The 16,330-nt window shown below is 56.7% G+C and carries 10 protein-coding genes; 2 read left to right on the top strand and 8 right to left on the bottom strand.

Going from position 1 to position 16,330, the window contains the following annotated elements:
• Positions 1 to 282: 282 nt before the first annotated feature.
• Positions 283 to 3,513, top strand: a complete 3,231-nt coding sequence (gene carB, locus FHG12_RS09625; RefSeq protein WP_139515527.1) for a carbamoyl-phosphate synthase (glutamine-hydrolyzing) large subunit — start codon at positions 283 to 285, stop codon at positions 3,511 to 3,513.
• Between the two features lie 93 nt (positions 3,514 to 3,606).
• Positions 3,607 to 4,551, top strand: a complete 945-nt coding sequence (locus FHG12_RS09620) for an N-acetylornithine carbamoyltransferase (RefSeq protein ID WP_139515526.1) — start codon at positions 3,607 to 3,609, stop codon at positions 4,549 to 4,551.
• 199 nt (positions 4,552 to 4,750) lie between these two features.
• On the opposite strand, the gene FHG12_RS09615 is transcribed toward FHG12_RS09620, so the two are convergent.
• The 8 genes from FHG12_RS09615 to FHG12_RS09580 all read right to left on the bottom strand — a co-directional run bounded on the left by FHG12_RS09615 (position 4,751) and on the right by FHG12_RS09580 (position 16,310).
• Positions 4,751 to 5,275 (bottom strand): hypothetical protein, encoded by a 525-nt coding sequence (locus FHG12_RS09615; protein WP_139515525.1) that lies wholly within the window; start codon positions 5,273 to 5,275, stop codon positions 4,751 to 4,753.
• A 94-nt stretch (positions 5,276 to 5,369) separates the two neighbouring features.
• The gene (locus tag FHG12_RS09610; protein WP_139515524.1) at positions 5,370 to 6,332 is read right to left on the bottom strand and encodes an NAD(P)/FAD-dependent oxidoreductase; all 963 of its coding nucleotides are present in this window, start codon (positions 6,330 to 6,332) and stop codon (positions 5,370 to 5,372) included.
• Between the two features lie 259 nt (positions 6,333 to 6,591).
• Complete coding sequence (locus FHG12_RS09605; protein ID WP_139515523.1) at positions 6,592 to 12,369, bottom strand: right-handed parallel beta-helix repeat-containing protein; 5,778 nt, start codon at positions 12,367 to 12,369, stop codon at positions 6,592 to 6,594.
• 454 nt (positions 12,370 to 12,823) lie between these two features.
• Positions 12,824 to 13,798, bottom strand: a complete 975-nt coding sequence (locus FHG12_RS09600; protein WP_139515522.1) for a helix-turn-helix domain-containing protein — start codon at positions 13,796 to 13,798, stop codon at positions 12,824 to 12,826.
• Positions 13,799 to 13,860: 62 nt separating this feature from the next.
• The gene (locus FHG12_RS09595; RefSeq protein ID WP_139515521.1) at positions 13,861 to 14,361 is read right to left on the bottom strand and encodes a (R)-mandelonitrile lyase; all 501 of its coding nucleotides are present in this window, start codon (positions 14,359 to 14,361) and stop codon (positions 13,861 to 13,863) included.
• Positions 14,362 to 14,415: 54 nt separating this feature from the next.
• Positions 14,416 to 14,988 carry a sugar O-acetyltransferase gene (locus FHG12_RS09590; RefSeq protein ID WP_139515520.1) on the bottom strand — a complete coding sequence of 191 codons (573 nt, stop codon included), beginning with the start codon at positions 14,986 to 14,988 and terminating at the stop codon, positions 14,416 to 14,418.
• Between the two features lie 167 nt (positions 14,989 to 15,155).
• On the bottom strand, positions 15,156 to 15,509 hold the full coding sequence (locus FHG12_RS09585; RefSeq protein WP_230471349.1) for a putative quinol monooxygenase: 354 nt from the start codon (positions 15,507 to 15,509) through the stop codon (positions 15,156 to 15,158).
• Between the two features lie 390 nt (positions 15,510 to 15,899).
• Positions 15,900 to 16,310, bottom strand: a complete 411-nt coding sequence (locus FHG12_RS09580; RefSeq protein ID WP_139515518.1) for a (R)-mandelonitrile lyase — start codon at positions 16,308 to 16,310, stop codon at positions 15,900 to 15,902.
• Between the last annotated feature and the right edge of the window lie 20 nt (positions 16,311 to 16,330).

Below are 16,330 nucleotides of genomic sequence, written 5' to 3'. Positions count from 1 at the left end.
TAGAACGGGAAGGATATCCGCCAAAAACTTTAAGGTAGAGAGACTTAACGCGAAGAAAGATTCTCTCACTTTTCGATTCTTCTTGGATGGCGAACGTGCTGACGCAACTATCCACCTCCGAATGGCCCGGCGGCCGTCGGGCGAATGGCAGATAGTGAAAAGCGACACCCTCTACTCCAAGTAAAAAACTACCCTGCCCACGTAAGCAATCGGCTGTGGCCAGCTTTGTACGACTGCCTTTTAACATGACCGCACTAGCGGCCTGTTACCTCAACCCTTAGAATGGAAAAACCCAACAAAGTTCTCATCCTTGGTTCCGGCGCGCTCAAAATTGGGGAGGCCGGTGAGTTCGATTACTCCGGCTCGCAGGCCCTTAAGGCGCTGAAAGAGGAAGGCATCCGCACCATCCTCATCAACCCCAACATTGCCACCGTGCAGACGTCGGACAACATTGCCGACGATGTGTATTTCCTGCCCGTGACGCCCTTTTTCGTGGAGGAAGTCATTAAGAAAGAGCAGCCCGATGGCATTCTGGTGGCGTTTGGCGGCCAAACGGCTTTGAACTGCGCCGTGGCTTTGTTCCGCGGCGGCGTGTTCGAGAAGTACAACGTTAAGGTGCTGGGAACGCCGGTGCAATCCATTATCGACACCGAGGACCGCGATATTTTCAAGGAGAAGCTCGACCAGATTGGCGTGCTCTCGGCCCGCAGCGAGGCCGTGACCAGCATCGAGGAGGCCCTGAAAGCCGCGGAGAGAATTGGGTTCCCGATTATCGTGCGGGCAGCGTTTGCGCTGGGTGGTTTGGGCAGCGGTTTCGCCAACAACATGGACGAGCTGCGAGCCTTGGCCCAGAAAGCCTTTACAACTTCCGACCAAATCTTGGTGGAGGAGTCGCTGAAGGGCTGGAAGGAAGTGGAGTACGAAGTGGTGCGCGACCAGTACGATAACTGCATCACAGTCTGCAACATGGAGAACTTCGACCCCATCGGCATCCACACCGGGGAGAGCATCGTGGTGGCGCCTTCGCAGACCTTGAGCAACCGCGAGTACCACAAGCTGCGCAGCATTGGCATCAAAACCATTCGCCACTTGGGCATCGTGGGCGAGTGCAACATTCAGTATGCCCTCGATCCCGTTTCGGAGGACTACCGCGTCATTGAGGTGAATGCGCGTTTGTCACGTTCCTCGGCGCTGGCTTCTAAGGCTACGGGCTACCCGCTGGCGTTTGTGGCGGCCAAGCTGAGCTTGGGCTATTCGCTGTCGGAGCTGAAAAACAGCGTAACGCAGACGACTTCGGCCTTCTTTGAGCCGGCCCTGGATTACGTGGTGTGCAAGCTTCCGCGCTGGGACTTGGGCAAATTTTCGGGCGTACAGCGGCAGATTGGCAGCGCCATGAAGAGCGTAGGCGAGGTGATGAGCATTGGCAAATCATTCGAGGAAGCCATTCAGAAAGGTCTGCGCATGCTGGATACCGGCAAGCGCGGCTTCGTGGCCAACACCCCAGAACATTTTGACAATCAAACACTTGACAAACTTCTGAGCGAACCCAACGAGGAGCGCATCTTCGCCATCAACCTAGCCTTCGAGTCTGGCTACGACATCGAGCGGGTGCACGACCTAACCAAGATCGACCGGTGGTTTTTGCAGCGCCTCTACAGCATTTATGAGCTGAGCAACAAGATCGCCGAGCGTCGCGGTGCCGGCGTCGATGCCCTGGAAACCGAGCTGCTGCGCGACGCCAAAAAAGCCGGCTTTTCCGACCAACAACTGGCCGTAAAGCTGCTGGGCGAAGGCGATGTGAAAGCCGATGAGCTACTCATCCGTGCCCGCCGCAAGGCCTTGGGTGTGCTGCCCGTAGTGAAGCAGATCGACACGTTGGCCGCCGAATTTCCGGCCAAAACCAACTACCTCTACACCACTTACCACGGCACCGAAAACGACCTAGCCCCCGAAACCGACAAATCCATTGTGGTGCTGGGCTCGGGTGTGTATCGCATCGGTAGCTCCGTTGAGTTTGACTGGTGCGGCGTGAACGCGGTGCAAACCGTGGCCGAAGAAGGTTATAAGTCCATCATTATCAACTACAACCCCGAAACCGTCTCGACCGACTACGACGTCAGCGACCGGCTGTATTTCGAGGAGCTGTCGTACGAGCGGGTGATGGACATTCTGGATTTTGAGCAGCCCGATGGTGTGATCTTGTCCACTGGCGGCCAGATTCCGAACAACCTTGCTACCCGTTTGGCCGAGGCCCAGGCGCCCATTTTGGGTACTGCCGCGGCCCGCATCGACGAGGCCGAAAACCGCCACAAGTTCTCCAGCATCATGGACGAGCTGGGCATTGCGCAACCGCGCTGGAACGAGCTCACGACCATGAATGCCATCCTGGAATTTGTGCAGGAAGTTGGGTTCCCGGTCTTGATTCGGCCTTCTTATGTACTCTCCGGCGCCGCAATGAATGTGGTCTCCAACCACGAGGAACTGGAGGAGTACCTGAAACTGGCTTCGGAAGTGAGCGCCGAATACCCAGTGGTAGTGTCGGAGTTTATTCAGGAAGCCAAGGAAATTGAGCTGGATGCGGTAGCCGACAAGGGCGAAATCGTGTCGTACGCCATTTCGGAGCACGTAGAATTTGCTGGCGTGCACTCCGGCGACGCTACCATGTACTATCCGCCCCAGCGGGTGTACGTGGGCACCGTGCGCAAGCTTAAAGTGATTGCCGAGAAGATTGCCAAACGCTTCGAGATCAGCGGGCCGTTCAACATTCAGTTTCTGGAAAAGAACCGCGAAATCCGCGTGATCGAGTGCAACCTGCGGGCTTCGCGTAGCTTCCCGTTTGTGTCGAAAGTATCGGGCCATAATCTGATCAAGAAGGCCACGAAAGTGCTGCTTGGCCTGCACGTAGAGCGTGATGCAAGCGAACTGGTGTACGACTCAACCTTCGTGGGCGTGAAGGCTTCGCAGTTTTCCTTCACCCGCCTACAAGGGGCCGACCCCGTGCTGCGCGTCGATATGACCTCGACCGGCGAAGTAGGCTGTCTGGGTGACACGTCCGAAGAGGCCTTACTAAAGTCTTTATTATCAGTTGGTTATAGAATACCACAAAAAACGATATTGATTTCGGGTGGGCCGATTACGTCCAAAGTGACGTTGCTGGACGCAGCGCGCCAGCTGGTACTGAAGGGCTACACCATCTACGCTACGCAGGGCACGCACCGTTTCTTCGCCGAAAACAACGTGCCCAGCTCCCTGCTCTTCTGGCCCGACGACCACCAAGAGCCTAACGCCCTGACTTACTTACGCGAGAAAAAAATCGATTTGGTCATCAACATCCCGAAAAACCTGACCAAAGGCGAGCTGGACAACGACTACAAGATCCGCCGCACTGCCGTCGATTTCAACATTCCGCTGATCACGAACGCGCGTCTGGCCAAGGCATTCATTCATGCGTTCTGCACGCTGGAAATGAAGGACTTGAAGATTAAAAGCTGGAACGAGTACAAGGCGCAATAAACTGGTGGTCGAAAGAACATCATGCTGAGCGAAGTCGAAGCCTCTCTCCCGCTTCACTAGGTATGACGTTCTGAAACTCAGAAGAATCCAAACATGAACAAATTCACCTCTTTCGCCGACGTACCTGATTACAAAGTACTGCTTAACAAGGCTTTAGAGATCAAAGCCAATCCGTTTGGCTACCAGCACCTAGGCAAGAACAAGACCGTCGGGCTGATTTTCTTCAACCCTAGCCTACGTACCCGCCTGAGTTCCATTAAGGCGGCCTACAACCTCGGCGCACAGGCCTGGGTGCTGAATGCCGGTGCTGACTCGTGGACGCTGGAAATGAACGACGGCGCCGTGATGAACGGCTCGACGCAGGAGCACATCAAGGAGGCCATTGCCGTGATGAGCCAGTACTGCGATGTGCTGGGCGTACGTACCTTTCCCGGCCTGAAAGACCGCGATGAGGATTACAACGAGGTGGTATTCAATAAGATCTTGAAGTACGCTACCGTGCCGGTTATTAGCCTGGAAAGTGCGACGCTGCACCCGTTGCAGTCCTTCGCCGACCTGATTACGGTGGCCGAGACCAAGCAAACCGAGCGCGTAAAAGTGGTGCTGACGTGGGCACCACACGTACGCGCCTTGCCGCAGTGCGTGCCCAACTCCTTTGCCGACTGGTTCTCGGAAATCGATTGGGTGGATTTTGTCATTACGCACCCCGAGGGCTACGAACTGGCCGAGCGGTTTACCAAAGGCGCCCGCATCGAGTACGAACAGAAGAAAGCCCTAGAAGGGGCTGACTTTGTGTACGCCAAAAACTGGAGCAGCTACCGCGACTACGGCCAGGTAATCACGCAAGACCCTAGCTGGATGGTGGATACGCAGCACATGGCCCTGACCAACAACGGCAAATTCATCCATTGCCTGCCGGTGCGTCGCAACGTGGAAGTAGCAGATGCCGTGCTCGATTCGCCTAACTCGCTGGTGGTGCAGGAAGCCGGCAACCGTGTGTTTTCGATGCAAACAGTGCTGCACGAGATGTTGCAATAGCTGAAATGTGTCCTCCCGTCATGCAGAGCGGAAGCGAAGCATCTCTACTGGTTAGTAATTCATTGAAGCGGGAGAGATGCTTCGCTTCCGCTCTGCATGACCGCCTTTTTTCATCATTTGTAGATTAGCAACAAACAAAAAAGCCCGCGTTCGATCTCGAACGCGGGCTTTTTGTAATTCTTTAACAGCCAATTAGTTACTACAAAGGGTCGGCGGTTACTTTGAAACGGGACTTGGCCGTCATGGTGATGTCGCGGGAGATGACTTTGCGGATGACGGCTTTCGTGGTGAGCGTGTATTTTTCCGCTTTGATATAGCTGTCCAGCTGTTGGCCACTGGGTTTCAGCTCGATGCTGCTGACGCCGGTTGGCACGTTGTCGAGGGCCGCCAACAGTACCTGATCATTGGAGTTGGTGCTGATGTAGATCTCAATGGACTTGAGAAAATCGAAGTTCTCTTCTTTCGGGTCCGCGATGTCGATCGTTAACTTATTCAGCGTCACGTTCTTCACCAAGTCGGCGCGGGTGTGGTTGTTGCTGAAGGTTTCGTCGGAGCGCGTGGGCACGTCGATGAGGAAAGCCGGCATCTGCCCGACCGGGAAGTTGGCCCCGACTTTAATGCTTTGGCTGTCTTCGAGGTAAAAGGTTAGCAGCTTGTCGATTTTGTCGCACGCAACGGTGCAGAACAGAGCCAGCAGCGAGGCTAAAAACAGGATTTTTTTCATGGGGTTGAATTTTACTGCAAAATACGAACTCCCATCCAAACCAGATTAATACTTCCCGCAACTTCGCCAGCAGTAGCCCTTTATCTTCTTGGTACTACTTAGGGCACTCCTCGCGGGTGAGGGTTTCGTTGATGTTGATGGCGGCTTTGGAGCCTTCGGCGGCGGCCAAAAGTGCTTGTTGCAGCCCCGAAGTATTATCGCCGGCGGCATACAGACCGGGCAGGCTGGTTTGCTGCTTCTTATCGATCCAGATGGCACCCTTGCCCGTGATGCGGCAGCCCAGATGCTCGGCAAACTGCGTGCGCTGGTGTTGGTGCGGATGCACAAACAAGGCGTGGCGGGCCAGCGGCTCGCCTGTTTCAAAGACAATGTGCCGAAGCTCACCCTTTTTGGTGCCTTCCAAGCACTTGACCACCTCTTCCCGCACCTGGATTTTTTGCCGGGCCAAGCGTTGCCGGGCGTGGTCGGTGAGGCCACCGGGGCCGTCGGTGCACACCACCACATCCGGCGACCACCGACTGACGAGCAAGGCCAGTCCGGTTACGCCCTTGCCCCGACCGTACACGGCCAGCGGCTGGTCGCGCACTTCCCAGCCGTGGCAGTACGGGCAATGCAACACGCCTACGCCCCACAGTTCGCGCATGCCATCGAGGGGCGGCAACTCGTCTTCTACGCCCGTGCTCAGCAGCACTTTACGGGCAGTAATGGTAAAGGAGCGACTGTTTTCGGTTTCGGCCGTTATCTCAAACCCGTAAGCCAACGGCTTGATTTCCAGCACGCGCGCCGTGCGCAGCTCCACACTAGGATAGGGCGCTAATTGCTCGCGGCCGAGGCGCAGCAGTTCGGCCGGCTTGATGCCATCGCGGCTCAGGAAGCCGTGCACGGCGGGCGAAGGAGCATTGCGCGGGTCGCCGCCGTCGCAGACCAGCACCCGGCGCAGGCAACGGCCCAACGTAAGCGCGGCGCTCAGGCCGGCGCTGCCGGCGCCCACAATCAGCACATCGTAATCGGTAAGTGGTTGGTCTTGAGGACGGTGGCGGGAAGTAGAAGAAGCCATGCAAGCAAGTAAATCAGCGTAAGCCTCTCTATAACGCCAAAAGCCGTAGCTGGTTGAATTAAATCTGGAGGCCTCGCCCCCAACTAGGCTCGTGATGGGTTACTGGTGAGCTTTACTACAAGCACATGCTCTTAATAGATCAAAAGACCATCACTTTACAATCATTTGATTATAAACGTGTTATAAAAAGGCAGTTTGCTACTAAACGCAAAAAGCCTCTTTCGTCAGAAAGAGGCTTTTTGAGCAAGCGCATCCGGTATTATTCTTTAACCAGACGTTTGGTGAGGTTGATGGCCCCGCCGCGGATGATAACCATGTACGTGCCTTTGGGCAACGCTTGCACGTTGAGGATATAAGGCAGGCCCGCAGTCGTTGAGTTGCTGCTAACGGTGCGGCCAGTCATGTCGACGAGCACTACCTGGTAAGTACCGGCAGGCAAAAAGGCCAAGTCAAGCGTGGAGGTGGTAGTAGCCGGGTTAGGGTATAATTCGGCCGAAGCTGCTGGCTGCTGCGTGAAGGCGGTTGTACGCACGAGGCTGTATTGCGCGCTACCGCTGGCCTCTACCTGCTTGAGGCGGTAGTACACCGTGCCCAAGTGCTTCTGGGCCACGTTGGCATCGGTGAAGGCGTAGGTGCTGACCTCCGAAGTGGTACCGTTGCCGCGTACGTTGGCTACTTTTTCAAACATAATGCCGTCGAAAGAGCGCTCTACCTCGAAGTGGTCGTTGTTCTTCTCGGTGGCGGTTTGCCACTTTAGCTGGGCGTCGAAACGAGCGGCTTTCACCTCAAACAGAGCCAGTTCCACGGGCAGAGGCTTGTTTACGCCGACGGTAGTCAGCCCCGAGAATTCGGAAGTACCCGTGCCGGATTTCGTGGCCGTGGCCGTCACTTTGGGGCTGCCTGTGGTTAGGGCGGCGCGCTGGGCTGCCGAGAGAGTGCTCAGGGGAATGACGAAATAGAACGCGCTGGCGTTGGTTTCCGAACCTTGGTCGATGCCGTTGATCAGGCCGCTGTACGAGCGGGCGTTCTTAGCGCCGTCGCTGGTGCTGCCCTCGATTTGAGACGTAATAAATGTGAAGCCTTCCCCAAAGTTAGAAGCATCCGCAGAGGCAACGAAAAGCTCGATGGTCGAGCCGGCCGGGGCATACCCCGCGATTTCCAGATTGGTAGCGTTCGTTACGGCTTGCGTAACTATCGGGAAGTTGAGCAGGCTGTTGGCGCCGCTGGTCGTCGTTTTGCTGTCGGCATTCTTGCTCACGCCGTCGCCGGTTGCGGTGGTTGTGGCGGATAAGTCAATGCCCAAGTCCCCGTTGGTGCTGATCGCATTTTGCGAGAAAACGTTGTTGGAAGTTCCGTTCAGGGCCACGATGCCGTCGCCGGCATTTCCGGCTATCGTGTTAGTGCTGAACGTATTACCGTTGCCTGCTGCGATGGCAATGCCCGCGCCGTTGCTTCGGATAATGTTGCCGCTCACCGTGTTGCTGGTGTTGGCACCGCTAATAAATTCGAGGCCGTAGCCGCGGTTGCTGCTCAGGGTATTGCCGGTGATGGAGGCCCCAGTTGTGCCGCCCAACACTTGAATGCCGTCGGCGCTAACGTTCTGCGTGGTGGTACCCAAGATGACATTGTTGGTCACCGAAGCAGTGGTAGCCGCATTCAGGCGAATGCCTCCGGTGTCGTTGCCCGTGGCCGTCACGTCGGTGATTACCGACGTGGCGGCGCCGTTTACGTACACGGCCGCACCTTGCGTGACACTGCCGTCACCTTTGGCATTTGTCAAACCCAGCGACGCAATGCGAGTAGAAGCGCCCGTGATCTCCAGGCCTTTGAAAGAATTGAAGTCAATAACTACTTCCGGACCGGTAGTAGTTTCCGCGCCAGCGGCTACGTTGTTGCCGGTCACGACCGTTTGCTCCTTGCCGTCAATGGCCGTACTGGCATCGATCAGGGTTGGCAAAGCCGAAGCCAGGGTGATGGTAAACTGTTTCGTGGTGGCGCTATAGCCCGCGGCAGTGACGCCGGTGCGCAAGCCTGCTGGGACGCCCGTGGTGCGGTTATCGTTTAGCATGAAGATCGCCGTTTCTACGCCGGCGGCCGGGTCGATGGCCGTGGTGCCACTCGCCGCGGTGCCGTTGAAAGCCACTTGGTTTAAGTTATTGTTAGGCAATGCGTTAGCGTTGACAATAAACTGTCGCAGAGATCCCTGGCCCGCGTCGTTGGTATTGACCACTGCATCGAAGTTAAAGCCGAAATCAACGTTGGTGGCGGCAACGAGCGCCGAGGATATGGTAACACCGGCAAGCGATTGAGGCGTGCGATTGCCCAAGGTCAGAGCGGGCAGCAGTTGCGTTCCGGTGTTCTGGGCTGCATCGATTAGCAAAGGATTTTCCCCGCCAATCCGGTTGACGTCGCCGTTTACATACGTCTGCACCGGCACTACTCCAGCAGCAGTGGCGCTGCGCACAGAAGTTACCGTAGAGTTGACGACACGAACGTCGTAATTGCCGCTTACTACAAGTGGGAAAGTATAGGTCCCGTCGGTGCCGGTAGCCACGGTGTTGATGAGCTTACCCGAGTCAAGGTCATAGAGTTCGAGCACTGCTCCACTCCGGCTGATGGCGTTGGCCGTAAAGCCAGAGCCGGTAGCCGCGGCATTGGCGGTAGCGTAATCACGCCCTGCGCCGCCGCCATAGTTTACGTCATCATACACGCGTCCGGCAATAGTTGTGCTGTTTTCCACCGAAATGGTGTAGGTGGCCGGAGCGGCGCTCTGTTCGTTGCTGTTGTCGAGGGCGCTGAACTGGAAGGCAGCCGAACCCACATAGCCAGCTACCGGATCAAACTTTAGCGCAGCTGCTTCGGCAACCGTTACGATCTGGCCAATTTTCACCAGCACACCATTCAGCGTCAGCGAGCCTTGCGTGTTGGGGTCCAGTACCGACTCGAATACGTATGAGTCGATTACGCCGGGGGCAGTATCCGTGCCGGCAAGTGAAGGGATGGTGGTGGCAGCGGCGCCGTTGGCGATGCGAAACGTCACATCATTTGCGACGGGCAACGTGTTGGCGGTGCAGTCCGAGCCGTTTTTCGACTGCGTGGCTACCGTAGCATTGCTGACAGCCACATCGTCTAAAATGGCCGTGCCGTTGCTTCCGCCGTTGGTTTGAGCATCAAAAGAAATTTCTACCCGGTACACGCCTACTTGGCTGATGGTAGCCGTGATGCTCGTAGCAGCTGTGTTGCCAAAAGCGGTAAAAGCCGTGAGTACCGTGCGGGTACCCGCCGCATCTAGCAGCGCGAGGCGGTAGCGTGCAGTGTTGGTGGTAGCAGTTACGCGGGCCAGAAAAGTCACCGTAGTCGAACCGCTCATCCGCAGGAGGGGCGTGGCGTAACCAGCGGCCGTTGTGCTAAGTACCGCGTTGGTGATCAAGGAGTTATTGTCACTCAGGACGCTGGTGTTCGACAGGCTCATGCCCGTATAGATTTCGCAATAATCCGTGGCGGTGCGGCCTTCAAAGTCCTGTGCATAAGCAGCCGTGCCGGGGTTTACCTTCTGGCTTGCCTCGTTGTTAAGAGGGTTGGAGTCGGGGTTGCTTGCCGTGATGGTCGAAACGTTGGTAAACGTGCCTTCCTTCACGATCGTGGCCGTAATGCTAAGCGTAGCACTGCTGCCGCTAGCAAAGGTGTTGACGCCCGACACAATCGTCCAGATGCCGGTGGTGTTATCGTAGGTGCCCGTGGACGGGGTAGCGCTCACGAAGGTCAGGCCGGCGGGCAACGCATCAGTTACTTGCACCCCCGTAGCCGCGACGCCCGTGTTGCCGACCGTAACGGTGAAGGTCACTTGATCGCCAACCTGGTAGGGTCCTAAGTTAACTTGCTGTGTAACAAATAGATCTGTAGCCGTAAGACCCGTAGCCGCAATCGGAAGCTTGTAGGTAGCAGCCGCAGAGGACAAGCCCAGATCATCCGTAGCAGCGTAGTTGAATGACGGGGTGCTGCCTGCTACGGCGGTGGCAGCCGGGTCAAATTGCAGAGTCGCCATTTCCGCGGGCGTCAGCGTCCGGTTGGTAACGGAGGAAGTGTTGCCGGCAGCGAGCGTTATGGTGGCGCCAGCCCGCGTGTAGGTGACTACACCTTGGGTGGTCGCGGGCAGGTTGGTCAGCAGAAAGCTGGCAATCGTGTTGTCGCCGTCGGGGTCAGAAGCAACCAGCGCCGGAATAGCAGTAGCATTATTGGTATTGCTCATCGTGGGGGCCGTAACATTCTGCGCTACGGGCACTTGATTGACCACCGTGGTTACTTGCGCGTCGCTTTGCGTGCCGTTGTTATTGCTTGGCACTTCGTCCGAGGAGGTCGCTGTGCTACGGGCAATACCGGTTACGGTACTCGTGCCGATCGTGAAACCTACGTTGTAGGTGACGGTGGCACCACTGGCAATATTAGCCGAGACAGGCAGCGTCAGGAGGCCACTGGCCGAGCTATAACTTGCGCCTGCGGCCGCACCGTTGACGGTCACGTTGGTCAGTCCCGCGATAAGCTGGACCGTTGGGGCGACGCTGGTGGCGGTGTAAGGGCCGTTGTTGTTGACGCTGGCAACGTACGTTACTGCGGTGTTAGGATTTACGCGCGCGGGACCCGTAAGCGTCGTTACTACGTCTGGCGTATACCAGGCAAATGACTCAAAAGTCATCAGCTGCTGAGCCGGATTGGCCGCTCCCGCAATGTTGGCATATGCAAAGGTTACGCTGACAATTGGCTCGGGAAACGTAACCACAGTGTTGTCATCGGCCGTCGAAGAGCCCGCATTGCCGGTCAGGGTATTGTTGCCACTGAACGTAACCACCGTACCCAAGGCGAAGTTGGCAGCGGTAAGAGCCACGGTTGTTCCGTCGGCCCGCTTCCCGGTCACGATGAGCTGGTCGGTCCAGGCGCCGGCGCTCAAGTCGATATCGCCGAAACTGGCGCTGAACCCACTGACGGCTTTGCTGAAAGAGAAAGTAACGCTAGCCGTTTGCGCCGCTGCAGCTTTGCCGTTGATGTAGTCAGCGGTCCAAGTGAGCGCCCGGCCGGGCATGGTCGGGTTGTCTTCGATGTGCAGGTTAGTTTCGGGGCCGCTGCCTGTGTAGTTGCTGATCGAAACGGTGGTGCCATTGACCACGAGCGACTGCAAAGTACTGCTCCAGTCTTCCATTATCGGCCGGGTAGTGAAATCCAGCACGGAGCCGAAGGTACTTCCTACGTTGGATACCGGAATAGCATAGTTAGCCGCAGTAGCATCCGCGATCCCGTTGTTGTCGACTGCTTTGTATTGAATGATAGCCGTACCAAAGAACGAAGCCACCGGATCGAAAGTAAGCTGGGCCGCTTCGGCAGCGGTAACCGTTGCGTTGGCCGCAAGCTGCGTTCCGGTGGCACCAATGCGAAGCACGCCAACGGTGGCAGCATTCGGCACTGCAGTGATCAGGTAGGTATCAACGCTGCCGTCTGTATCCACGCCAGACAGGCCCGGCGCCAAAGTGCTGGCGCCGAAGCCTTTGGCTACCACTTGGTTGGTCACCTCGCGGGTTGCGGGCACCTGGTTGACGCGTGCCGCGGTAGTTACCGGAATGTTGTACGTGCCCGTGGCCGAGGTCAGCCCCGTTTCGTCAGTTGCCTGATACTGAAAGGAATAGGTCGTAGTGGCGGCTACTGTCGCTGGGTCGTAGGCGATGCTGGGATACTGAAAAGGGCTGAACGTCTGAGCAGTAGACGTAACGGCTACCTTTTCGCCACTTGAGATGTTGTAAGCATACAATATCCCTGCCGTAGGCAAAGTGGTAAAACGATAAGATGATAGGCTTGTGTTGCCATCGGCATCGTTAAACAGCGTAGCCGTGACGGACGAAACCAGCAACGTGATGCCGTTATTGCCGGGCAGGTTGGGGTTGGTAATAGTAGGCGTAATAATCGCTGGGGCCGTTGCGGCGTGCACAGTCGCCGTTCCGACTGCCAACCAAACCAGCAAGAAGCTTGCTAATCGTAAGCGTGTTCTCATGTACTAAGTGTGTCGTGAAGTATGTGCTGAAAAGGATAGTTTGAACTATACCCTAGCTCAACTATGCTTCAAACTTACCGCACGAAGAAAACCCGGTTTCCAGGTTCTGTCTAAACTATAATTATTACTAGCCGAACGACAGCTTCTGCCAAACGACAAAAGCCCTCGCTACACTGAATGCTATGAGATTTTCGGCAATGGTGATAGCGATTATACGAATAATCTATGTTAACAAAGTGATAATATGAGATATATAAAGCTCTCCTTATCAAGCTTGCTTTTGTTCAACTTCCTTTAAAATAAAAAGCGCTACTCACTTGGGTAGCGCTTTTGGCAAAGGAGATTATCCATCAAGTGTGGTTTGGTCTGCTTACGGGCTTGACCATGACGACGACAGTTGCTGGCCTGCTTGCTAAGCAGCCGTTATGCTCACCGTTACCTTCCTCCTAACTCGCTATGCGACCGCTACATGCGCGCGGCGGAAGGTTAGCGGCGTAGTGCCGGTGTGCTTCTTGAAGAAGTTGTTGAAATACGTGGGATACTCAAACCCCAAGCTGTAGGCCACTTCGCCTACACTCCAGTCGGTGTGAGCTAGCAGCAGCTTGGCTTCCGTCACCAGTCGCTCGTTGATGTGGGCCGTGGTAGACTTGCCGGTTATTTCTTTCACCATGGCATTCAGGTGGTTGACATGGATAGCCATGCGGTCGGCGTAGTCGCTCGCCGATTTCAGCACGGGCTCCCGTAGCTGCGCCGTGACGGGAAACTGCACCTCCAGCAAGTTCAGAAACAACGACGTGATGCGCTCGGCCGCGTTAGCGGGCGCGTGTTGGGCCGAAGCCGGCTGCAGGCGGGCGGCTTCGTGGATGATGATGGAAAGCTGGTTGCGCAGCAAATCGTCCTTGTGGGCGTAATCCGACTCCAAATCCCGCCGCATCCGGGTGAAGGCGTCGGTGAAGTAGCGGACCTGCTCCGGGTCAAGGAAGTACACGGGGTTGCCTTCTACCTTGTAGAGCACCGTATCTTTCAGGCTGACGCCCCGCATAGCCGAGTGCAGAAACGACTCGGAAAAGCAGCACAGGTACCCTTGCTGTTCGCCGGAGCCCTCAACTACTTCCCACGCGTAAGGAATCAGGCGGTTGGTGAACACCAACGCGGGCTGGTTGACGGCGTAGCTGCGGGTGGTGTAGTGCAACTCATTGGCCCCTTCCACTACCAGCACCACCTTGAACAGGTCGCGGCGGTCGAAGTTGCCCATGCCGCACCGGGCTTCCAGCATGGTCATCACTTCGACGTCTCCGCTGGGAAAGTCCGTGGCCGGCTGGGAAAAAGCACGTGAGTTAGTCATCGGGTTGCTCAGCGCTTTGGCCAAGAGGCGGCGCTGCCGTAAGCCTATAACAGACGCGGGGAGCCGGAGTTTTGTTGCAGACATAGAGGCGAATGGACTGTGTAAGGTTTCGCTGCTTCCATCGGTCGTTTGTTGGGGGCAGGCAGTCACTTATAACTGTTGTATTCTTGGTCGGTCACGGGCCGGCCCCAGGTCACAATGCCCTTCTCAGTGTTGACGTTGAGCGAGATGTGCGTCATGCCTTGCTTGGGCGAGGCACCGTGCCAATGCTCCACGCCGGGCAACGCTTTCACCACATCGCCCTTGCGCAGCAGCCGGATGGGTTGGCCTTTTTCTTGGTAATAGCCCAGGCCCTCCGTCACCATCAGGATCTGGCCGGCTGCGTGGGTATGCCAGTTTGAGCGCGCCCCCGGTGCAAACGTCACGTTGCCACTCACGCAGTTGAAGGCCGGATCGTCCTTCACCAACAAGTAGACGTACACCTCGCCGGTAAAATTCTGGGCCGGGGCCCGGTCACCCTTCGGAAAGACGACGCCTGGCGCCGGAGTTGTTTTAGCAACAGGCGATGCTGTCGGAATAGTTTGGGCAAAGCTGGGCAAGCCAACTCCAACGGCTAGCGTAGCGGTAAGCAGAGCGAAGCGCGTCATGACAAGTATTTGAAAGTTAAGCAATTACACTCTCATAAGGAGACTTGCCCAGAACTATAGGTGTTTCACTACCCGCGCCGGTACGCCCGCCACAATGCTGTTGGCGGGTACGTCTTTGGTCACGACCGCGCCAGCTCCCACGATGGCATTTTCCCCAATGGTGACCCCGGGCATCACCGTTGCGTTGGCCCCCAGCCACGCGCCCCGCTTCACGATGATGGGCTTAGAGATGGTGCTGCGGCGCTGCCCGGGCTCAGTAGGGTGATTGGACGTGATGAGATTCACCTTTGGCCCCACTAACACATTGTCTTCCAATACGATACCACCCCGATCCATAAAGGTGCAAGCGTGGTTCACGAACACGTTCTTGCCGATGTGGATGTTGTGGCCGAAGTCGGTGTAAAAGGGCGGAATCATGAAAAACGTGTCGTCGACGGGCTTGTTGATCAGCTCGCTGAACACGCGGTTCACCTGCTCGTTGTCGTCCACCCGCATGGCGTTCAGCTCCGAAGTGATGCGAATAGCCTTGCGGATGATGGCGTAAATCTGCGGGTAGTCCGGGTCGTCGAGTGAAATGACTTCGCCGGCCAATTCCCGCTCAAATATGGTTCTGGGTTGAGGCTCCATGAATACTTTTACTGAATTGTAGAAGGGTCGCTTTACAGGACCTGACCGGTAGGGCAGCACAGGATTTCGTTGAAGTCCACGCCCTCATGCTGGCGCAGGTCTCCGGAGATGACGCGCACCGCATGCTTGGTGGCACAGTACATTGCGGGCAGACAGCGGAAGCAGCGCTACTTTACCTTCACGCCCGGCATCAAGGGAACGGTATCGATGAGCTCCAGGGATTTGATCATGCTCTGGGTGCTGGTTTTATACTTGAGAAAGTGGGGCGTTTGCACATGCGCTCGGTACGCCTCTTCGCTCGCGTATATTTCCAGAATTGTGATGCGGGTAGGATGGTCTTTCTCAACCACCGCATACAGTGTCAATACGCCCGGCTCGACGCGCAACGCCGTGGTGATGCCTTCCCGCAAAGCGGCTTTGTAGCGTTCGAGCTGCGCCGGATAGATGTCGAGTTTTGCCAGCCGCACAACTTGGCCATTGGTCTGGGCCGCCGCGGGTGCGGGCGCTAAAAGGGTTAACACAACTGCGCCAATCAGCAGTACTATGCCACCGCGGATGCTGCGGACTATGGCGAGGCCAGTCCGCTTCTTATTGAAACCTATACGCGAGCGCCAGGAATCATAACACAAGTTGTTCATACACAAATATTTACGACTACTTTCTTCCTGTATCCGGTGCCTTCGCCAGCACGGCGCAGGCTGCGTCCGCCTCCTTCTTCCCGACGCCTGCCTCGTCCAGCGCCACGATCTGCCGAAGCTGCGCCTCCGTCAGCCTGATGTGCAGGCCCATGCCTATATGCCCCTATAGCATCGGCTCGACGGCGGTGAAAGCTACTGCCCGAAGAAGGGTACGCCTCATAAAGCCAAGGTGAGTAAGCACAAAAGATGACCAGCAGCAGAGGTGAGCGTCTGTTAGCCGTGCGCGGCTTGGTATTCTTCGTCCGTGACGGGTTCCAGCCAGTTGGCTACCCCTTGGCTGACGTTGGGGTTGATGGCCAAGTGGGTAAAGAGGCTGTCGGAGGCCGCACCATGCCAGTGTACCACGCCGGGCGCGATGGTCACTGCGTCGCCGACGCGCAACCGCTGGGCCGGCTGGCCTTTCTCTTGGTAGTAGCCCACGCCTGCCGTCACGACCAAAATCTGGCCGGCCGGGTGCGAATGCCAGTTGTTGCGCGCGCCCGGCTCAAACGTCACGTCGCCGACGGTGCAGTCAGTGAGGTTTGCGCCGGCCAGCATCGTGACCCAGGCCGTGCCGATGAAGTTTTCCGCCGCGGCGCGCTTCGTACTGGCCGGGGTCTGGGGGATGTTGGTAGAGTTGCTCATAAGAAAGAGATACGGTAGTT

Origin of the sequence: Hymenobacter jejuensis, assembly GCF_006337165.1 — a bacterium.
GTDB classification, from domain to species: Bacteria; Bacteroidota; Bacteroidia; order Cytophagales; family Hymenobacteraceae; genus Hymenobacter; species Hymenobacter jejuensis.
The sequence above is the reverse complement of the archived record's forward strand: the minus strand, read 5'-3'. Positions and strand labels throughout refer to the sequence as shown.

What these genes read in the sequence shown, in the direction of transcription:
- carB (WP_139515527.1), top strand. Translation starts at nt 283, where the DNA reads ATGGAAAAACCCAACAAAGTTCTCATCCTTGGTTCCGGCGCGCTCAAA.
- FHG12_RS09620 (WP_139515526.1), top strand. Translation starts at nt 3,607, where the DNA reads ATGAACAAATTCACCTCTTTCGCCGACGTACCTGATTACAAAGTACTG.
- FHG12_RS09615 (WP_139515525.1), bottom strand. Translation starts at nt 5,275, where the DNA reads ATGAAAAAAATCCTGTTTTTAGCCTCGCTGCTGGCTCTGTTCTGCACC.
- FHG12_RS09610 (WP_139515524.1), bottom strand. Translation starts at nt 6,332, where the DNA reads ATGGCTTCTTCTACTTCCCGCCACCGTCCTCAAGACCAACCACTTACC.
- FHG12_RS09605 (WP_139515523.1), bottom strand. Translation starts at nt 12,369, where the DNA reads ATGAGAACACGCTTACGATTAGCAAGCTTCTTGCTGGTTTGGTTGGCA.
- FHG12_RS09600 (WP_139515522.1), bottom strand. Translation starts at nt 13,798, where the DNA reads ATGTCTGCAACAAAACTCCGGCTCCCCGCGTCTGTTATAGGCTTACGG.
- FHG12_RS09595 (WP_139515521.1), bottom strand. Translation starts at nt 14,361, where the DNA reads ATGACGCGCTTCGCTCTGCTTACCGCTACGCTAGCCGTTGGAGTTGGC.
- FHG12_RS09590 (WP_139515520.1), bottom strand. Translation starts at nt 14,988, where the DNA reads ATGGAGCCTCAACCCAGAACCATATTTGAGCGGGAATTGGCCGGCGAA.
- FHG12_RS09580 (WP_139515518.1), bottom strand. Translation starts at nt 16,310, where the DNA reads ATGAGCAACTCTACCAACATCCCCCAGACCCCGGCCAGTACGAAGCGC.